Genomic DNA, 18856 nt, shown 5'->3' with positions numbered 1-18856 from the left:
AGGTAAAGACAAAGGCCGCAAGGCCGTATGGAATCATTTTGTACTTATGATTCCATACTGGACTTTTGTGTCTTGAAACTCAACCACCTCCGAGACGAAATGCACGCCCCGAAAAAGCTGACTCACCAGCGCCGGGCAGCATCCTCATCGCTCTGCTTGCCCTCGACCCAGCGCGGGCCGTCGCCGGTCTGTTCTTTCTTCCAGAACGGCGCCCGGGTCTTGAGGTAATCCATGATGAAGTTGCAGGCGTCGAATGCCGCCTGGCGGTGTGCGCTGGCCACCCCGACGAACACGATAGGTTCGCCCGGCTCCAGGGCCCCGATGCGGTGCAACACCTCGACCTTGAGCAGCGGCCAGCGCCCCTCGGCCTCGACCACGATCTTGGCCAGGGCCTTCTCGGTCATGCCCGGGTAGTGTTCGAGGAACATCCCCGCCACGTCCTGGCCATCGTTGAAATCGCGCACGTAGCCGACAAAGCCGACCACCGCACCCACGCCGACGTTGGCGGCGTGCATGGCGTTGACCTCGAACCCCGGGTCGAACGCCGCCTCCTGCACACGTACGGCCATGCTCAGCCTCCGGTCACCGGCGGGAAGAACGCGACTTCGTCGCCCTCCTCCAGCGGCTCATCGAGCCTGCACAGTTCTTCGTTGCGCGCGCACATCAGGTTCTGTTCGGCCAGCACGGCGTACTGCCCACCCTTGGCCACCAAAGCCTGGCGCACATCGTCCAGCACCTTGAAGCTGCCCTCCACCCGCTCGGCATCGACGCCGAGCAATTCGCGATAGCGGGCGAAATACATGACCTTGACCTTCATCACCCCTCCACCTTGTAGTGGCCGCTCTTGCCGCCGAGCTTCTCCAGCAGGCGCACCTGCTCGATGACCATGCCTTTATCCACCGCCTTGCACATGTCGTAGATGGTCAGCGCGGCGACACTGGCCGCGGTCAGCGCTTCCATCTCGACCCCGGTCTGCCCGGCCAGCTTGCAGCGCGCGACGATGTGCACCACGTCCTCGCCCTCGGCGGCCAGCTCGACCTTGACACTGGTGAGCATCAACGGGTGGCACAGCGGGATCAGGTCACTGGTCTTCTTCGCCGCCTGGATGCCGGCGATACGCGCCACGGCGAATACGTCACCCTTGGGGTGTTCGCCATCGACGATCATGCGCAAGGTGGCCGGCAACATGCGCACCCGCGCCTCGGCCAGCGCCTCGCGTGCGGTCACGGCTTTTTCAGTGACGTCGACCATGTTGGCGCGCCCCTGGGAATCAAGATGAGTCAGCACAGCTCTGCTCCTGTGAAGGGAAAGCAGAGTGTAAACCCGTGGGTCAGCTTTGAGCAGAGGGCATCGCGGGGCCGGCCCACTCCCACACATGAAAACCTGGGAGTGGGCCGGCCCCGCGAAGTGTTACAGATGCGACTCGGCGTACTCGGCCAGTACCGAGCGCGGCACACCTTGCAGGGTGATGTGCACGCCGTGGGGGAAGTCCTTGAAGCGTTCGGTCAGGTAGGTCAGCCCGGAACTGGTGGCCGACAGGTAGGGGGTGTCGATCTGCGCCAGGTTGCCCAGGCAGACCACCTTCGAACCTGCACCGGCACGGGTGATGATGGTTTTCATCTGGTGCGGGGTGAGGTTCTGGCACTCGTCGATCAGGATCAGGCTCTGCTGGAAGCTGCGCCCGCGGATGTAGTTCATCGACTTGAACTGCAGCGGGACCCTTTCGAGGATGTATTCGACGCTGCCGTGGGTGCTCTCGTCATCCATGTGCAAGGCTTCGAGGTTGTCGGTGATGGCGCCCAGCCACGGTTCCATCTTTTCCGCCTCGGTGCCCGGCAGGAAGCCGATCTCCTGGTCCAGCCCCTGCACGCTGCGAGTGGCGATGATGCGCCGGTAACGCTTGCTGACCATGGTCTGCTCGATGGCCGCGGCCAGTGCCAGGATGGTCTTGCCGGAGCCGGCGGCGCCGGTCAGGTTGACCAGGTGGATATCCGGGTCGAGCAAGGCGAACAGCGCCAGGCTCTGGTGGATGTCGCGCGGTTTCAGGCCCCAGGCCTCCTGGTGCAGCAGCGGTTCCTGGTGCAGGTCGAGCAGCAGCAGTTCGCTTTCGCGGATGCCCTTGACCCAACCGACGAAGCCCTGCTCATCGATGATGAACTCGTTGATGTGCACGGCCGGCAGGTTGTCGATCATCTGTACCCGGTGCCAGGTGCGCCCACGCTCCTGACGGGTGTCGACCTTGCTGACCCGGTCCCAGAAGGAGCCGGTGACCGAGTGGTAGCCCTTGGACAGCAGGGACACGTCGTCGACCAGCTGGTCGGTGCTGTAGTCCTCGGCGGCAATCCCGCAGGCGCGCGCCTTCAGGCGCATGTTGATGTCTTTGGTGACCAGCACCACGTCCAGGTCCGGGCGCTTGGCGCGCAGGTCCAGCAACTGGTTGATGATGATGTTGTCGGCAAGGTTTTCGGGGAGCAGGCGGTTCGGTTCGTTGCGCGTGCTCATGAGGATGGACAGGAAGCCCTTGGGCCCGCTCTTGCCGCGCTGGATCGGGACACCCTGCTCGACGTCACTGGGCGAGGCGTCGCCCAGGGTCTGGTCGATCAGGCGGATGGCCTGGCGACATTCGGCGGCGATGGTGTGTTTACCGGTCTTGAGCTTGTCGAGTTCCTCCAGCACCGTCATCGGCAGGGCGACGTGGTGCTCCTCGAAGTTGAGCAGGGCGTTAGGGTCGTGAATCAGGACGTTGGTATCGAGCACATACAGGATTGGCTGGTTGGAGGAAGGGTTGCGTCCTTGGTCATCCATACTCGGTCACCTTATGTGAAAGCCACACGGCGCATACGGCTGCGCCGCAAAGTGACTGCCGTTTTCCCCGTATCCGCGTTGTTACGGGCGGGGATTTCACCTGGCAAGGCTGGCGTGGATGACGCCACCTGTGCTGCAGGATTCGGCTGTCTGGTTCCTTGATACCGCAAAAACCATGACGGTAAAAAGTCTTTTTACGCACAGATGAAGTTTATTTTTCCGATTGACGAACAGGGCTTGGCGCGAGGGGTGGGTGGGACTACGCTCAGAGATCAGATGCGGTGTTTTTGCTGGTTTTTTGGTGATCAGTTCAGACATTGCAGCGCCCTACACATAGCCGCCAACACCCAATCAACAGCCAAACCTATTCCTTCACCCCATACTCCCGACACCCCTCCCAGCCAATCCCGCTCTGCGCCGTATGCTGCAACAACCACTCCAGCGCCGGCTGCGCCTTGGGCAGGTAGTCACGGAACTGGATCACCCCCTTGCGCCACAACAGCATCAGGGTCATCACCCGCTGCGCCGAGGCTTCGGCGGTCAACGGCCCGTCATCCTGTGCATCGATATCCCACAATGACACCCGCAACTGCTGGCCGGCCATGAACGCCTCGCCATCCCCGCGCCGCTGCCCGTAGGGCGGGCGGAACAATGGCACATATTGCGCTGGCAGGTCCGCCTGAACCCGCGCCTGGCTGCGCCGCAGCGAATCCTGCCAGCCCTGCCACTGGGCATGGGAGCGGTACTCCCAGCCCTGGATGCCCACGCACTGGCCTGCATACAGCCCGGCCAGCGCCCCACTGTCACGACGCTGCTGCAGCCGATTGCCCAGCACGAAGAAGATGCCGTCGAGCTTCTGCCGACGCAGATAGTCGGCCAGGCCGTCGGTGTTGCCGCCCACAGGGCCGGGGCCGCCGACGAAGCTCAGGAGGAACATGCGGTCGTTGAGCTCATCGCCGTTGCGCTCGCGCGCGGACAGCTTTTCCACCTCGCTGGAGGTCTGCGGGAACACCGCCGCCTTGCGCAGCAGCTCGTCCAGGTAGCGGGAGTGGAACTGGTGGCTGGGCTCGATCCAGGCAGCATAAAACTTGCCGACTTCTGCTGCGAACGTGGCCGACTTCATGCGCAAATCAGCCATCGACTCCAGCGGATAGCAAAACGACGCATCCTGCTCGCAACTCTGCTGCGCCTGCTGATAGTTAGTCCACAGCCGCTGCCACATGCGCGCCCGCAGCGCACGGATCACCGGCAAGTTGACCTGGCGCAGGCCCAGGCGCGCCGCCAGCGCCTGCTCATCGAGCATTTCGCTCTCGTGCAGTACCCGGGCAAACGAAAGAATCTCGGCGCGCGAGGCCACGTCGAACAACGCCGGGCTGTCGAGCTTTTCGGGCCACAGGCTGCGCTCGAAGCTGACGAAATCCGCAGGGGCAGCCTGTACGCCCAGGCTAAGCAGCCCGGCCAACAAGGCAAAAGCGATACGCACGATGAACGGTCTCCATGAAGGCATGCCGCGCACTATAGCGCGACGCCCGGCGAAACTCCGTGGCCATGTGCCCTGGCTATCGTCGCCATAGTTTGGCGTTGCCCCGTCGGCCCCGTAGAATCCGCCCATTGATTCCAGGAGCCGACCCGATGCTGACGGTGATTTCCCCCGCCAAGACCCTCGACTACGACACCCCGCCGGTAACCCAGCGCCACACCTTGCCCCAGTACCTGGACGACTCCCAGGAACTGATCGTGCAATTGCGCGAACTGTCGCCGGCACAGATCAGCGAACTGATGCACCTCTCCGACAAGCTCGCCGGCCTCAACGCCGCGCGCTTCGGCAGCTGGACCCCGGCCTTCAGCCCTGCCAACGCCAAGCAGGCGCTGCTGGCCTTCAAGGGTGACGTGTACACCGGCCTGGACGCCGAAAGCCTGACCGAAGACGACTTCAGCTATGCCCAGGACCACCTGCGCATGCTTTCCGGCCTGTACGGCCTGCTGCGCCCGCTGGACCTGATGCAGCCCTACCGCCTGGAAATGGGCACCAAGCTGGCCAATGCCCGCGGCAAGGACCTGTATGCCTTCTGGGGCACGCGCATCAGCGAGTGGCTGAACCAGGCCCTGGCCGAGCAGGGCGACGACGTGCTGCTCAACCTGGCCAGCAACGAGTACTTCAGCGCGGTGAAGAAGAGCGCCTTGAAGGCGCGGGTGATCAACGTCGACTTCAAGGACCTGAAGAACGGCCAGTACAAGATCATCAGCTTCTACGCCAAGAAGGCCCGCGGGATGATGAGCCGCTTCGTGATCGAGCAGCGCATCAACGACCCCGAGCAGCTCAAGCGCTTCGATGTGCAGGGCTACTACTACAGCGCCGAGCAGTCCAAGCCCGATCACCTGGTGTTCCTGCGCGATCACGCCGAAGGCTGATTGTTGTTCATCGCGGGGCAAGCCCGCTCCCACGAACCACTTGGGAGCGGGCTTGCCCCGCGATTGCATTGGCGGCCCTGCAACGGGGCACACCCTGAAACGCCATTTTTCAGACGCCAAAAAACCACCACGCCTACCTTTATCGCAAAACGCCATAAGACCGTTCGTACTTTTTTGACGAATTTTGAAAATATTTTTCGAATGCTGGCATATAACCATCCCGCTTCGTTTTCGCCCTTTATAACCGGGGGTGAAACTAGCGCGTGCCATCAAAGTGAAAGTATTTGCCACTGAAAAAATATTTAGAAATCTTTCATCCGCGCTGAACCCGGCCAGGAACTTCTACCGCGCCGCACGGCTCATAGCACCCGTAACAAGTTTCAAGCGCCGCAGCGTGAGAGATGACTTACAGATGACAAAGTGCCGCTATCGGGCACAACCAAACAAACTTCAAAGGCGGTACAGGAAGTGCCAAAAGCCATTATCCATGCAGGAGACAAGCGCCCCTAACATACGTCCTAGTGGTTGATTTCAAAGGATTTATCCACTTGAAAAAACAAGCACAGCAGTGCGCATACGGCGAACTGCAATAAAGACGGCTGCATTTCAGGGCACGCCTTATTAATACTGGCCTTAGCTTGCCAACGTTGAGTGCATAACTTTCTGCGCTCCGGATTTATTCATGCCTGCGCACGGTGAAGTGTCAATTCGCCAGGGAGCCGTGCGCCCGAAAACTGCTGGTCAATCAACCCGGCTGGCTCTTTCGAACAAGGGCCGGCGTGACAAACACACGAGGTGAATGCGATGCGTATCAGCATCTTTGGTTTGGGTTATGTGGGTGCAGTCTGTGCCGGTTGCCTGTCGGCACGCGGCCATGAAGTGATTGGTGTGGACGTGTCCAGCACCAAGATCGACCTGATCAACCGGGGCAAGTCGCCCATCGTCGAGCCGGGCCTGGAAGCACTGCTGCAACAGGGCGTGGCCAATGGCCGCCTGCGTGGCACCACCGATTTCGCCGAAGCCATCCGTGCCAGCGACGTGTCGATGATCTGCGTCGGTACCCCAAGCAAGAAAAACGGCGACCTGGGCCTGGAATACATCGAGTCGGTGTGCCGCGAAATCGGCTACGTACTGCGCGATACCAGCCGCCGCCACACCATCGTGGTACGCAGCACCGTGCTGCCGGGCACCGTCAAGAACGTGGTGATCCCGATCCTCGAAGACTGCTCGGGCAAGAAGGCCGGCGTCGACTTCGGCGTCGCGGTCAACCCCGAGTTCCTGCGTGAAAGCACCGCGATCAAGGACTACGACCAGCCACCGATGACCGTCATCGGCGAACTGGACAGCGCCAGCGGCGACGTGCTGCAGGCGCTGTACGAAGAACTCGACGCCCCGGTCATCCGCAAGCCGATCGAAGTGGCCGAGATGATCAAGTACACCTGCAACGTGTGGCACGCCACCAAGGTGACCTTCGCCAACGAGATCGGCAACATCGCCAAGGCCGTGGGCGTCGATGGCCGCGAGGTGATGGACGTGGTCTGCCAGGACAAGGTGCTCAACCTGTCGCAGTACTACATGCGCCCGGGCTTCGCCTTCGGCGGCTCGTGCCTGCCCAAGGACGTGCGCGCCCTCACCTACCGCGCCGCCAGCCTGGATGTGAAGGCACCGCTGCTCGACTCGCTGATGCGCAGCAACGAATCCCAGGTGCAGAACGCCTTCGACATCATCGAAAGCCACGACAAGCGCAAGGTCGCCCTGCTCGGCCTGAGCTTCAAGGCCGGTACCGACGACCTGCGCGAAAGCCCGCTGGTGGAACTTGCCGAACGCCTGATCGGCAAGGGCTACCAGCTCGACATCTACGACCAGAACGTCGAGTACGCCCGGGTGCATGGCGCCAACAAGGAGTACATCGAGTCGAAGATCCCCCACGTTTCCTCGCTGCTCAACGCCAACTTCGAGCAGGTGGTCAACGACGCCGAGATCATCGTTTTGGGCAACCGTGACGAGCAGTTCCGCGCCCTCGCCCAGCAAGCGCCGGAAGGCAAGCAAGTGATCGACCTGGTCGGTTTCATGAGCAAGCCGACCTGCACCACCAGCCGTACCGAAGGTATCTGCTGGTAACCCCGGCCGGGCGGCGCGTCCCTCCCCAGCGCGCCGCCCGCCCACCCCCGAATTCTCGACGGATGCCGAACATGCAAAGGTTCCAGACAGTGCTGTTGCAGTGCGCCGGCTGGCTGCTCTACATGAGCCTGCTCATGCTGATCGCCCTGGCCCTGCCCAGCGATATCTTCGATTCGCAGTCGAAGCACTTCATCTTCCTGGTCGGTGCTGTCGGCATCTGGCGCTACTCCATGGGCGCCACCCATTTCATCCGCGGCATGATCTTCCTGTACATCGTCTACCCCTACCTGCGCCGCAAGGTGCAGAAGCTGGGCACGGCGGCCGACCCGTCGCACGTGTACCTGATGGTCACCAGCTTTCGCATCGACGCCCTGACCACCGCCCAGGTGTACAGCTCGGTGATCCGCGAGGCGATCGACTGCGGCTTCCCCACCACCGTGGTCTGCTCGCTGGTGGAGAAGTCCGACGAGCTGCTGGTGAAGAGCCTGTGGGCCAAGTACAACCCGCCCGACCACGTCACCCTGGACATCGTGCGCATCGCCGGTACCGGCAAGCGCGACGGCCTGGCCTACGGTTTTCGCGCCATCTCGCGGATGCTGCCCGACGACCACGCCGTGGTGGCGGTGATCGACGGCGACACCGTGCTCGGCGAGGGCGTGGTCCGCAAGACCGTGCCCTGGTTCAAGCTCTACCCCAACGTCGGCGGCCTGACCACCAACGAATTCTGTGAAGTGCGCGGCGGCTACATCATGAGCGAGTGGCACAAGCTGCGCTTCGCCCAGCGCCACATCAACATGTGCTCGATGGCCCTGAGCAAACGCGTGCTGACCATGACCGGGCGCATGTCGATGTTCCGCGCAAGCGTAGTGACCGACCCCGAGTTCATCGCCGATGTGGAAAGCGACTCGCTGATGCACTGGCGCCTGGGCCGCTTCAAGTTCCTCACCGGCGACGACAAGTCGAGCTGGTTCAGCCTGATGCGCCTGGGCTACGACACCTTCTACGTGCCGGACGCGGCGATCAACACGGTCGAACACCCGCCGGAGAAGAGCTTCGTCAAGGCCAGCCGCAAACTGATGTACCGCTGGTACGGCAACAACCTGCGGCAGAACTCCCGCGCCCTGGGCCTGGGCCTCAAGCGCCTGGGGCTGTTCACCAGCATCGTGTTGTTCGACCAGCGCGTGTCGATGTGGACCAGCCTGCTGGGCCTGACCGTGGCGGTGATCGCCAGCTTCAAGTTCGGCCTGCAGTTCCTGCTGGTGTACCTGCTGTGGATCGGCATCACCCGCCTGATCCTCACCGTCATGCTGCTGTGCTCGGGCCACAACGTCGGCCCCGCCTACCCGCTGATTCTCTATTACAACCAGATCGTCGGTGCGGTGATGAAGATCTACGTGTTCTTCCGCCTCGACAGGCAGTCCTGGACCCGCCAGCCCACTGCCCTCAAGCGCGACCTCGCCAGCTTTCAACAATGGTTCAACACCTGGTCCTCGCGGACCATGACCTTCTCGGCCGCGAGCATCTTCGTCGCCGTGCTGTTCATGGTCGTGTGAGCCCAACCCGGATCGGATAACAGGAACGAAATCGCCATGAATACCGCCGTGAACGTCAATGTCGTGCATGAGTCCGAAGCGCAGCGCCAGCACGCCCGGGTACGCATCCCCGCCAAGCTGCGCTACCTGGACGGCAACCGCGAGCCGCACGATGTGAAGGTGGACGATCTTTCCGCCGGGGGCCTGTCCTTCCACGCCAAGAAACCGCTCGCCGAAGGCGAAGTGCTGCGCGGGCGCCTGCAGTTCGTGGTCGACAACCTGGGGCTGTCGATGGACGTCGAGCTGCTGGTGCGCACCAGCAGCCGCGACACGGGCCGCACCGGCACCGAGTTCCAGAACCTGGAACCGCGCGACATCGCCACCCTGCGCCACATCATCACCAGCCACCTGTCCGGTGAGCTGATCAGCGTCGGCGACGTGCTCAGCACCTTGCAACGCGACAACTTCACCAAGGCGCGCAAGCAGAACAACGCAGGCTCTGGCCTGTCGGCCTTCGGCCGCCTGAAGGCGGTCACCGTCACCGCCGGCGTGTTCGTGGTCGGCCTGGTGGCCTTCGGTTTCGTCGCCAAGTCGCTGTACGGCCTGTACTTCGTCAGCCATGCCGAGGCCGGCGTGGTCGCCGTGCCCACCACCACCGTCACCATGCCCCGCGACGGCAGCGTGCAAAGCCTGGTCGAAAACGGCACCCCGGTGGCCAAGGGCGCACCGCTGGCGACCTTCAACACCAGCATGCTCGATCTGCTCAAGGGCCACCTGGACGATTCGCAACTGGAGCCGGCCAAGGTCGAGGAGCTGTTCGGCAAGCAGCTTTCCGGCACGCTCACCAGCCCGTGCGACTGCGTGGTGTCGCGCCAGCTGGTGGATGACGGCCAGTACGCCAGCAAGGGCCAGCCGGTGTTCGCGCTGATCCCGCGGACCAGCAACCCGATGGTCGAAGCGCGCTTCAGCTACCGCCAGTTCGACGAAGTGAAGCCGGGCACCCGGGTCAACTTCCAGATCGCCGGCGAAGACGAGGTACGCAGCGGCCGCATCGTCGGCAGCAGCAGCCTGGACACCGACAACCTGGCCTCCGATATCCGCGTGCAGATCAAGCCCGACGACGGCCTGCCGGCAGAACTCGCCGGCCGCCCGGCCGCGGTCAACAGCGACCGTGGCCCGTCGCTGAACTGGCTGATCGACAAGGCCGTGGCCCGCGGGCTGTAAGAGGATCGGACGATGAAACCTTTGAATGGTTTTTCTCCTACAGGGACCGCGCCTCACCCCGTGGGAGCGGGCTTGCCCCGCGATCGAGCGCACAGCGCTCGCCCCTACACCTGGTGCACCCTGGCCCTGGCCATCACCCTGGCCGGCTGCGCCGGCCTGCCCGACCAGCGCCTGGCCAACGAAGCCCTCAAGCGCGGCGACACCGCCACCGCCGAGCGCAACTACAAGGCCCTGGCCGACCTCGGCTACAGCGACGCGCAAGTGGGCCTGGCCGATATCCAGGTGGCCACCCGCGAGCCGGCCAAGCTCAAGCAGGCCGAGGCCACCTACCGCGCCGCAGCCGCCACCTCGCCCCGCGCCCAGGCCCGCCTTGGCCGCCTGCTGGTAGCCAAGCCCGACAGCACCCAGGCCGAGCGCGAGGAGGCCGAGCGCCTGCTCAAGCAGGCCGCGCTGCAAGGCGAAGGCAACACCCTGATCCCGCTGGCGATGCTCTACCTGCAGTACCCGCAGAGCTTCCCCAAGGTCAACGCCCAGCAGCAGATCGACCAGTGGCGCGCCGCCGGCAACCCCGAAGCGGGCCTGGCCCAGGTGCTGCTGTACCGCACCCAGGGCAGCTACGACCAGCACCTGGGCGACGTGGAGAAAATCTGCAAGGCCGCGCTGACCAGCACCGACATCTGCTACGTCGAACTGGCCACCGTCTACCAGAAACGCGCCCAGCCCGACCAGCAGGCCGCCCTGCTCGACCAGCTCAAGGCCGCCTACGCCCGTGGCGCGGTGCCGGCCACCCGGGTCGACAGCGTCGCCCGCGTGCTGGCCGACCGCAGCCTGGGCCAGACCGACGAGAAGACCGCCAAGGCCCTGCTCGAGCAAGTCGCCCCGGCCAACCCGGCGTCCTGGGTGAGCCTGGCGCAGCTGCTCTACGACTTCCCCGAACTGGGCGACACCGAGCAACTGCTGGCCTACATCGACAAGGGCCGCGAAGCCGAACAGCCGCGCGCCGAACTGCTGCTGGGCCGCCTCTACTACGAAGGCAAGACCGTGCCGGCCGATGCCGCCAAGGCCGAACAGCACCTGCAGGCCGCCGCCGACGCCGGTGAAGTCAGCGCCGACTACTACCTCGGCCAGCTCTACCGCCGTGGCTACCTGGGCACCGTCGAGCCGCAGAAAGCCGTCGACCACCTGCTCAGCGCCGCCCGTGGCGGGCAGAACAGCGCCGACTACGCCCTCGCCCAGCTGTTCAGCGAAGGCCATGGCATCCGCCCCGCGCCCACCAATGCCTGGGTGTTCGCCCAACTGTCGCAGGTCAACCCCACGCCGCAGTCGAGCGAGCTGTTGCAGCAGCTCGACCAGCAGCTCACGCCCGAACAGCGCAGCCAGGCCCAGCAACTGCTGGCGCAGGAAAAACAGGCGCGCAGCAGCCTGTTCCAGGGCGGTAACAGCACCCTGGCCATCGAGGCCCTGCAAGACGACGAAACAGCCGTAGACGCCGAGGATTCGCTATGACGCTCAACCCCTTCGTGAAAGCCGGCATCGGCCTGAGCTTCGCCCTGTTGTGGTCGATGCCGACCCTGGCCGCCGAAACCGCACAGAAGAACTTCGGCCTGGATGTGAAGATCACCGGCCAGTCCGAGGACGACCGCGACCTGGGCACCCGCTCCGGCGGCGACGTCAACGGCCTGGGCCTTGACCTGCGCCCCTGGGTGTACGGCGAGCGTGGCAACTGGAGCGCCTTCGCCATGGGCCAGGCGGTCACCGCCACCGACATCATCGAAACCGACACCCTGCGCCAGAACGACGACGGCAGCACCACCGACAATGGCGACGACAGCCGCAAGCCGGACAAGAGCTACCTGGCCATGCGCGAATTCTGGGTCGGCTACAGCGGCCTCACCGCCTACCCCGGCGAGCAACTGCGCCTGGGCCGCCAGCGCCTGCGCAGCGACGACGGCATGTGGCGCGACACCAACATCGAAGCCCTGAACTGGACCTTCGACACCACCCTGCTCAAGGCCGACCTGGGCGTGGCCCAGCGCTTCAGCGAATACCGCACCGACCTCACCGAGCTGGCCCCGCAAGACAAGGACCGCACGCACATCTTCGGCAACGTCGCCACCCAGTGGACGCCCGGCCATTGGGTCGGCGTGCGCGCCCACCACACCCACGACAGCGGCAGCCTGAAGAGCCCCGGCGAAAGCGTCGACGCCCTCGACAAGACCCGCACCGGCGATCTCACCTGGCTGGGCCTGGAAGCCAACAGCGACGCCTACAACTGGCGCAACGACCACACCGTCAACTACTGGGGCAGCGTCACCTGGCTGACCGGCGACCGCGACACCCTCAGCAGCCAGGCCGTGGGCAACGACCAGGTCGCCACCGGCAAGCAGAGCGGCGACGTCAACGCCTGGGCCACCGACCTTGGCATCCGCCTGCGCCTGGACCCCAACTGGCAGGTCGGCGCGGCCTACGCCCGAGGCAGCGGCGGTGGTGGCAGCGACGGTTCGAACAACTTCGAGCAGACCGGCCTCGAGAGCAACCGCTCCAACTTCACCGGCACCCGCTCGCGCGTGCACCGCTTCGGCGAAGCCTTCCGCGGCGAGCTGGGCAACCTGCAGGCGGCCACCCTGTTCACCTCCTGGCAGCTGCGCGACGACTACGACGCCAGCCTCATCTACCACAAGTTCTGGCGTGTCGATGGCAAGCAGAACATCGGCTCCAGCGGCATCAACGCGACAGTCGACGACGGCGGCGTGAACCGCCCGCTGGTCAACGGCGAGAAAGACCTCGGCCAGGAAATGGACGTGGTCGTGACCAAGTACTTCAAGCAAGGCCTGCTGCCGGCCTCGCTCAGCCAGTCGATCGACGAGCCTTCGGCGCTGGTGCGCCTGCGCGCCGGTGTGTTCAAGCCGGGCGACGCCTACGGCAAAGAGGCCGACTCGTACATGCACCGCGCCTTCGTCGACGTGATCTGGCGCTTCTGAGGCCGGGAGAGGATTTGACATGAACCTGCACCCGAACCTTCGCCATAGCCTGCTGGCCAGCGCCCTGCTGCTGGCCGCAGGCCTGGCCCAGGCCGCCGAGCCGGAAATGGCCAAGGGGCTGCAACAGGCCAAGACCTACACCGTTGCCAGCGCGCCGATCGAGCCGCTGCTGATGGACCCGCCCAAGCTGCCCGACCTGTCCGGCTACACCGCCGCCGCCGTGCAGAAGAAGATCGACCGCGCGCACAAGGGCAAGGTCAGCGTGCGCCGCATGCTCCAGGAAGACACCCTCAAGGAGTTCATCGGCGGCGACAACAAGGGCGCCGAATGGGTGCGCCGCCAGCACGGCATCCCCCAGGCGATCTTCGTCGACGACGGCCATGTCGACCTGGTGGAACTGAGCAAGAAGGTACCCGACCAGTACCTGCGCGAAACCGCGCCGGGCGTCTACCTGGCGCGCCTGCCGATCGTGGTCGGGCGCAAGGGCGTGCTGGAGATCGACGGCAAGGTTAAGGAGCTGCGCCTGTCCGAAGAGGGCGGCGCGTTCATCGTCAATGACGGCAAGCTGTTCGTCAGCGACACCCGGGTAACCGGCTGGCGTGAACAGGCCAATGGCCCGGCAACCTTCCGCAAGCCCGATGAATTCCGCCCGTTCCTGCTCAGCTGGGGCGGCACCGAGACCTACATCGTCAACAGCAAGATGGCCAGCTTCGGCTACGCCAAGTCCAAGTCCTATGGTGTGAGCATCTCGCAGTACACGCCGAACATGGCCAAGCAGATGGGCCGCCCGGAACCCACCGGCTGGATCATCGGCTCCGAGTTCAGCGACATGTGGTACGGCTTCTACTGCTACGAGACCAGCGACTTCGTGGTCAAGGACAGCACCTACCGCGACAACATCGTCTACGGCATCGACCCCCACGACCGCTCGCACCGCCTGATCATCGCCGGCAACACGGTGTACGGCACCAAGAAAAAGCACGGGATCATCGTCTCCCGCGAGGTCAACGACAGCTGGATCATCAACAACAAGAGCTACGACAACAAGCTCTCGGGCGTGGTGATCGACCGTAACAGCGTCAACAACCTGATCGCCTACAACGAGATCTACCGCAACCACACCGACGGCATCACCTTGTACGAGAGCGGCGACAACCTGATCTGGGGCAACAAGCTGATCAACAACCGCCGCCACGGCATCCGCGTGCGCAACAGCGTGAACATCCGCCTGTACGAGAACGTCGCCATGGCCAATGGCCTGGTGGGCGTATACGGGCACATCAAGGACCTCTCCGACACCGACCGCGACATCGCCCTCGACCCGTTCGACACCAAGGTGTCACTGATCGTGGTCGGTGGCGAGCTGGCGGCCAATGGCTCCGGCCCCTTGTCGATCGACTCGCCGCTGTCGGTGGAGCTGTACAAGGTGTCGATGCTGATGCCGCGCAAGGCCAACGGCATCAGCTTCAACGGTGTGCTGGGCGAGCGCCAGGACGAAATCCTCGACCTGCTGGTGCGCCAGCAGAAGGCCGTGCTGATCGACCCGGTCGAACGCCAGACCGAAATGATCGATTAAGGAAGCCCAGACCATGACCCCACACCTGATCAAACTGCTCGGCCTGTCCGCCGCCCTCCTGGCCATCAGCCAGGGCGTGCGCGCCGAGGACGTCAAGGCGCCGACCTTCAGCGCCGAACCCTGCTGCCAGCTGTGCCCCGAGGCCCATGACGCCAGCCGCTACACCACACGCTACCAGCAGAACTTCACCACCCTGGTGCAAGCCCAGGGCGACTGGCTGTTCCGTACCCGTGAAGACCTGCGCACCGAGTTCGACACCACCCCCGGCGGCTACAAGCGCCTGCAGCAAGTGCACGACGCATTCAAGAAGCGCGGCGTGGAGCTTGTGGTGGTGTACCAGCCCACCCGTGGCCTGGTGAACCGCAACATGCTCAAGCCCGAAGAGAAGGCCGCGTTCAATTACCAGAAGGCCCTGCACAACTACCAGGCCATGCTCGCCCGCTTCAGCAATATGGGCTACAACGTGCCCGACCTGTCGCCGCTGACCAACGAACAACTGGCCGCCGCCGACCAGGGCAAGGACTTCTACTTCCGTGGCGACCAGCACTGGACGCCTTACGGTGCCGAGCGCGCCGCCAAGATCGTGGCCGACACCGTGCACCACATGCCGGCCTTCGAAGGCATCCCGCGCAAGGAGTTCGAGACCAAGAAGTCCGGGCGCATGGGCAAGACCGGCACCCTGCACAACGTCGCCGGCCAGCTCTGCGGCACCAGCTACGCGGTGCAGTACATGGACCAGTTCGCCACCGAGCCCAAGGGCGGCGCCAGCGGCGGCGACGACCTGTTCGGTGACTCGGGCAACGCGCAGATCACCCTGGTGGGCACCAGCCACAGCGGCAAGAACTACAACTTCTCGGGCTTCCTGGAGCAGTACATCGGCGCCGACGTGCTCAACGTCGCCTTCCCCGGCGGTGGCCTGGAAGGCTCGATGATCCAGTACCTGGGCAGCGAGGAATTCCAGAACCACCCACCGAAGATCCTGATCTGGGAATTCTCCCCGCTGTACCGCCTGGACCAGGAAACCATCTGGCGGCAGATCCTCGGCCTGCTCGACGACGGCTGCGACGGCCGCCCTGCGCAGATGAGCGCCAGCGCCACCCTCAAGCCCGGCAAGAACGAGCTGATGGTCAACGGCAAGAACGGCGTGATCAAGGACCTGGTCAACCGCAACCACCAGCTCGACATCAAGTTCGAGGACAGCTCGGTGAAAGTGCTGCAGGCCACCCTGTGGTACCTCAACGGCCGCCACGAGGACATCAAGATCGAGAAGCCCACGACCTCCGACACCGACGGCCGCTTCGTCTTCCAGATGCGCGAGGACGAAGACTGGGCGGGCCAGAACCTGCTGGCCCTGGAAGTCCAGGGGCCGGAAAGCGGCACCCAGAAAGTCGAAGCGAAACTGTGCAAACGCAACAACTTTGCCAGCCCCGCGCAGCACACCGCGCAAGCTGGCCAGTGAGGCGACCATGACATCCATCAGCCACAAGACTGCACCCGCCCTGCTCGCCCTCGCCCTGTTCGGCGGTGCGGCGCAGGCCGCGCTGGTACCGCCCCAGGGGTACTACGAGGGCATCGAGAAGCTCAAGACCGGCGACGGCAACTTCCGCTGCGAGGCGGCGCCCAGGCCCTACACCGGTTCGCTGCAGTTTCGCAGCAAGTACGAGGGCTCCGACAAGGCCCGCGCGACGCTCAATGTCGCCTCGGAGAAAGCCTTCCGTGACTCGACCAAGGACATCACCACCCTCGAGAAAGGCGTGAGCAAGATGATCGGCCAGTACATGCGCGACGGCCGCCCGGCCCAGCTCGACTGCGCCCTGGACTGGCTCGGCAGCTGGGCCCGCGCCGACGCATTGATGTCCACCGACTACAACCACACCGGCAAGTCCATGCGCAAATGGGCGCTGGGCAGCATGAGCGGTTCGTGGCTGCGCCTGAAGTTCTCCAACTCGCAGCCGCTGGCCGCGCACCAGGCCGAGGCCGAAGCCATCGAAAAATGGCTGGGCCGCCTGGCCTCGCAAACCGTGCGCGACTGGAGCGACCTGCCGCTGGAGAAGATCAACAACCACAGCTACTGGGCGGCCTGGTCGGTGATGGCCACCGCCGTGGCCACCGACCGGCGCGACCTGTTCGACTGGGCGGTGAAGGAATACCGGGTCGGCGCCAACCAGGTCGATGCCCAGGGCTTTTTGCCCAACGAGCTCAAGCGCAAGCAGCGCGCCCTGGCCTACCACAACTACGCCCTGCCGCCGCTGGCGATGATTGCCAGCTTCGCCCAGGCCAATGGCGTGGATGTGCGCGGCGAGAACGACAACGCCCTGCGCCGCCTCGGCGAGAAAGTGCTGAACGGCTCGAAAGACCCCAGCGCGTTCAAGGCCCGCAACGGCGAGAAGCAGGACATGGGCGACCTGAAGATCGACAGCAAGTACGCCTGGCTCGAACCCTGGTGCCAGCTGTACCGCTGCGACGCCGCCACCCTAAAGCGCAAGCACGGCATGCAGCCGTTCAACAGCTTCAGGCTGGGCGGTGATGTGACGCGGGTCTACGACCCGCAGGCCGAACAGAAAAAGTAAGTCGTTGTGGGAGCGGGCTTGCCCCGCGATGAGGCCCGAATGGGCAAAGGTGTTGGCCCTGCCGACGCCATCGCGGGGCAAGCCCGCTCCCACGCCATGGTGATCTCCCACTTTTTTCGTGGGGGGTTTGGGGGGCGCTGTGCCCCAGGTGCTGTGCATAACTAGGAGAACCGGGATGGTCTTCTCGTCCAACGTGTTCCTGTTCCTGTTCCTGCCGGTCTTCCTCGGCTTGTACTACGTGAGCGGGAACCGCTATCGCAACCTGCTGCTGCTGGTTGCCAGCTACATCTTCTACGCCTGGTGGCGGGTGGACTTCCTCGCCCTGTTCGCCGGCGTGACCCTGTGGAACTACTGGATCGGCCTCAAGGTGGGCGCCGCCGGCGTGCGCACCAAGCCCGCCCAGCGCTGGCTGCTGCTGGGCGTGGGCGTCGACCTGTGCATCCTCGGCTACTTCAAGTACGCCAACTTCGGGGTGGACAGCCTCAACGCGATCATGACCTCGATGGGCCTGGAGCCGTTCATCCTTACCCACGTGCTGCTGCCGATCGGCATCTCGTTCTACATCTTCGAGTCGATCAGCTACATCATCGACGTGTACCGCGGCGACACCCCGGCCACCCGCAACCTGATCGACTTCGCCGCGTTCGTGGCGATCTTCCCGCACCTGATCGCCGGCCCCGTGCTGCGCTTCAAGGACCTGGTCGACCAGTTCAACAACCGCACCCACACCCTCGACAAGTTCTCCGAAGGCTGCACCCGCTTCATGCAGGGCTTCATCAAGAAAGTGTTCATCGCCGACACCCTGGCGGTGGTGGCCGACCACTGCTTCGCCCTGCAGAACCCCACCACCGGCGATGCCTGGCTCGGTGCGCTGGCCTACACCGCGCAGCTGTACTTCGACTTCAGTGGCTACAGCGACATGGCCATCGGCCTGGGCCTGATGATGGGCTTCCGCTTCATGGAGAACTTCAAGCAGCCGTACATCAGCCAGTCGATCACCGAGTTCTGGCGCCGTTGGCACATCAGCCTGTCCACCTGGCTGCGCGACTACCTGTACATCACCCTGGGCGGTAACCGCAAAGGCACTTTCAACACCTACCGCAACCTGTTCCTGACCATGCTGCTGGGCGGGCTGTGGCACGGCGCCAACTTCACTTACATCATCTGGGGCGCCTGGCACGGTATGTGGTTGGCCATTGAGCGCGCGTTGGGCCTGGACACCAACCCGCAGCGCTTCAACCCGGTGAAATGGGCCTTCACCTTCCTGCTGGTGGTGGTCGGCTGGGTGATCTTCCGCGCCGAAAACCTGCACGTGGCCGCACGCATGTACGGCGCCATGTTCAGCTTCGGCGACTGGCAGCTGTCGGAACTCAACCGCGCCAACCTCACCGGCCTACAAGTCGCGACCCTGATCGTGGCCTACCTGAGCCTGGCGTTCTTCGGCCTGCGCGACTTCTACCGCAACGCCACGCCTGCACCGAAAGCGGCCGTGGTTCAGGTCAACGCCGATGGCTCGGTTGGCCTGGACTGGACGCGGATCATGACCCGCGCCCTGGTACTGCTGCTGTTCATCGCCTCGGTGCTCAAGCTCTCGGCGCAGAGCTACTCACCCTTCCTGTACTTCCAGTTCTGAGG

Annotated in this window: 16 protein-coding genes; 10 read left to right on the top strand and 6 right to left on the bottom strand. The window is 64.2% G+C overall.

The genetic code is table 11. The features are described 5' to 3' along the window. Positions 1-122: 122 nt before the first annotated feature. The 6 genes from moaE to RTH46_RS12585 all read right to left on the bottom strand — a co-directional run bounded on the left by moaE (position 123) and on the right by RTH46_RS12585 (position 4288). On the bottom strand, positions 123-569 hold the full coding sequence (moaE, locus tag RTH46_RS12610) for a molybdopterin synthase catalytic subunit MoaE (RefSeq protein ID WP_153784845.1): 447 nt from the start codon (positions 567-569) through the stop codon (positions 123-125). 2 nt (positions 570-571) lie between these two features. After that, a complete protein-coding gene (gene moaD / locus RTH46_RS12605; protein ID WP_153784846.1) occupies positions 572-817 on the bottom strand; it encodes a molybdopterin converting factor subunit 1 in 246 nt (81 codons plus the stop codon). Next, complete coding sequence (gene moaC / locus RTH46_RS12600; protein WP_153784847.1) at positions 817-1287, bottom strand: cyclic pyranopterin monophosphate synthase MoaC; 471 nt, start codon at positions 1285-1287, stop codon at positions 817-819. Before moaC ends, moaD begins: the two co-directional genes overlap by 1 nt. Before the next feature lie 123 nt (positions 1288-1410). Continuing rightward, positions 1411-2805 (bottom strand): PhoH family protein, encoded by a 1395-nt coding sequence (locus tag RTH46_RS12595; RefSeq protein ID WP_316905814.1) that lies wholly within the window; start codon positions 2803-2805, stop codon positions 1411-1413. Between the two features lie 96 nt (positions 2806-2901). Further along, a complete protein-coding gene (locus RTH46_RS12590; protein WP_153784849.1) occupies positions 2902-3123 on the bottom strand; it encodes a hypothetical protein in 222 nt (73 codons plus the stop codon). Positions 3124-3169: 46 nt separating this feature from the next. Beyond that, complete coding sequence (locus RTH46_RS12585) at positions 3170-4288, bottom strand: polysaccharide deacetylase family protein (protein WP_153784913.1); 1119 nt, start codon at positions 4286-4288, stop codon at positions 3170-3172. A 149-nt stretch (positions 4289-4437) separates the two neighbouring features. On the opposite strand from RTH46_RS12585, the gene yaaA reads away from it, so the two are divergent. The 10 genes from yaaA (at position 4438) to RTH46_RS12535 (ending at position 18854) form a co-directional block, all read left to right on the top strand. After that, on the top strand, positions 4438-5217 hold the full coding sequence (yaaA, locus tag RTH46_RS12580; protein WP_153784850.1) for a peroxide stress protein YaaA: 780 nt from the start codon (positions 4438-4440) through the stop codon (positions 5215-5217). Positions 5218-6021: 804 nt separating this feature from the next. Further along, on the top strand, positions 6022-7338 hold the full coding sequence (locus RTH46_RS12575; protein WP_153784851.1) for a nucleotide sugar dehydrogenase: 1317 nt from the start codon (positions 6022-6024) through the stop codon (positions 7336-7338). Between the two features lie 71 nt (positions 7339-7409). Then, complete coding sequence (locus tag RTH46_RS12570) at positions 7410-8891, top strand: glycosyltransferase family 2 protein (RefSeq protein WP_316905813.1); 1482 nt, start codon at positions 7410-7412, stop codon at positions 8889-8891. Between the two features lie 36 nt (positions 8892-8927). Then, positions 8928-10094 carry an alginate biosynthesis protein Alg44 gene (locus tag RTH46_RS12565; RefSeq protein ID WP_316905812.1) on the top strand — a complete coding sequence of 389 codons (1167 nt, stop codon included), beginning with the start codon at positions 8928-8930 and terminating at the stop codon, positions 10092-10094. A gap of 12 nt (positions 10095-10106) precedes the next feature. Further along, positions 10107-11600, top strand: coding sequence for an alginate biosynthesis TPR repeat lipoprotein AlgK (gene algK / locus RTH46_RS12560; protein ID WP_316905811.1), 1494 nt, complete (start codon positions 10107-10109; stop codon positions 11598-11600). Then, the gene (locus tag RTH46_RS12555) at positions 11597-13075 is read left to right on the top strand and encodes an alginate export family protein (protein WP_153784855.1); all 1479 of its coding nucleotides are present in this window, start codon (positions 11597-11599) and stop codon (positions 13073-13075) included. The genes algK and RTH46_RS12555 overlap by 4 nt, the downstream gene beginning before the upstream one ends. 19 nt (positions 13076-13094) lie before the next feature. Then, a complete protein-coding gene (algG, locus tag RTH46_RS12550; protein WP_153784856.1) occupies positions 13095-14651 on the top strand; it encodes a mannuronan 5-epimerase AlgG in 1557 nt (518 codons plus the stop codon). A gap of 13 nt (positions 14652-14664) precedes the next feature. Then, positions 14665-16110: an alginate O-acetyltransferase gene (locus RTH46_RS12545; RefSeq protein ID WP_316905810.1), complete on the top strand. Its 1446-nt coding sequence runs from the start codon at positions 14665-14667 to the stop codon at positions 16108-16110. A gap of 7 nt (positions 16111-16117) precedes the next feature. Next, positions 16118-17221 (top strand): mannuronate-specific alginate lyase, encoded by a 1104-nt coding sequence (locus RTH46_RS12540; RefSeq protein ID WP_153784858.1) that lies wholly within the window; start codon positions 16118-16120, stop codon positions 17219-17221. 175 nt (positions 17222-17396) lie between these two features. Then, a complete protein-coding gene (locus tag RTH46_RS12535) occupies positions 17397-18854 on the top strand; it encodes an MBOAT family O-acyltransferase (protein ID WP_153784859.1) in 1458 nt (485 codons plus the stop codon). The last annotated feature ends 2 nt before the right edge of the window (positions 18855-18856 follow it).

It is taken from the genome of Pseudomonas sp. zfem004, from assembly GCF_032621715.1.
GTDB classification, from domain to species: Bacteria; Pseudomonadota; Gammaproteobacteria; order Pseudomonadales; family Pseudomonadaceae; genus Aquipseudomonas; species Aquipseudomonas sichuanensis.
This window is presented reverse-complemented; position numbering and strand designations above follow the sequence as displayed.

Coding starts and splice junctions, on each gene's coding strand:
- RTH46_RS12575 (WP_153784851.1), top strand. CDS start 6,022: ATGCGTATCAGCATCTTTGGTTTGGGTTATGTGGGTGCAGTCTGTGCC.
- RTH46_RS12535 (WP_153784859.1), top strand. CDS start 17,397: ATGGTCTTCTCGTCCAACGTGTTCCTGTTCCTGTTCCTGCCGGTCTTC.
- RTH46_RS12555 (WP_153784855.1), top strand. CDS start 11,597: ATGACGCTCAACCCCTTCGTGAAAGCCGGCATCGGCCTGAGCTTCGCC.
- moaE (WP_153784845.1), bottom strand. CDS start 569: ATGGCCGTACGTGTGCAGGAGGCGGCGTTCGACCCGGGGTTCGAGGTC.
- RTH46_RS12590 (WP_153784849.1), bottom strand. CDS start 3,123: ATGTCTGAACTGATCACCAAAAAACCAGCAAAAACACCGCATCTGATC.
- algK (WP_316905811.1), top strand. CDS start 10,107: ATGAAACCTTTGAATGGTTTTTCTCCTACAGGGACCGCGCCTCACCCC.
- yaaA (WP_153784850.1), top strand. CDS start 4,438: ATGCTGACGGTGATTTCCCCCGCCAAGACCCTCGACTACGACACCCCG.
- moaD (WP_153784846.1), bottom strand. CDS start 817: ATGAAGGTCAAGGTCATGTATTTCGCCCGCTATCGCGAATTGCTCGGC.
- RTH46_RS12565 (WP_316905812.1), top strand. CDS start 8,928: ATGAATACCGCCGTGAACGTCAATGTCGTGCATGAGTCCGAAGCGCAG.
- RTH46_RS12570 (WP_316905813.1), top strand. CDS start 7,410: ATGCAAAGGTTCCAGACAGTGCTGTTGCAGTGCGCCGGCTGGCTGCTC.
- algG (WP_153784856.1), top strand. CDS start 13,095: ATGAACCTGCACCCGAACCTTCGCCATAGCCTGCTGGCCAGCGCCCTG.
- RTH46_RS12545 (WP_316905810.1), top strand. CDS start 14,665: ATGACCCCACACCTGATCAAACTGCTCGGCCTGTCCGCCGCCCTCCTG.
- RTH46_RS12595 (WP_316905814.1), bottom strand. CDS start 2,805: ATGGATGACCAAGGACGCAACCCTTCCTCCAACCAGCCAATCCTGTAT.
- RTH46_RS12540 (WP_153784858.1), top strand. CDS start 16,118: ATGACATCCATCAGCCACAAGACTGCACCCGCCCTGCTCGCCCTCGCC.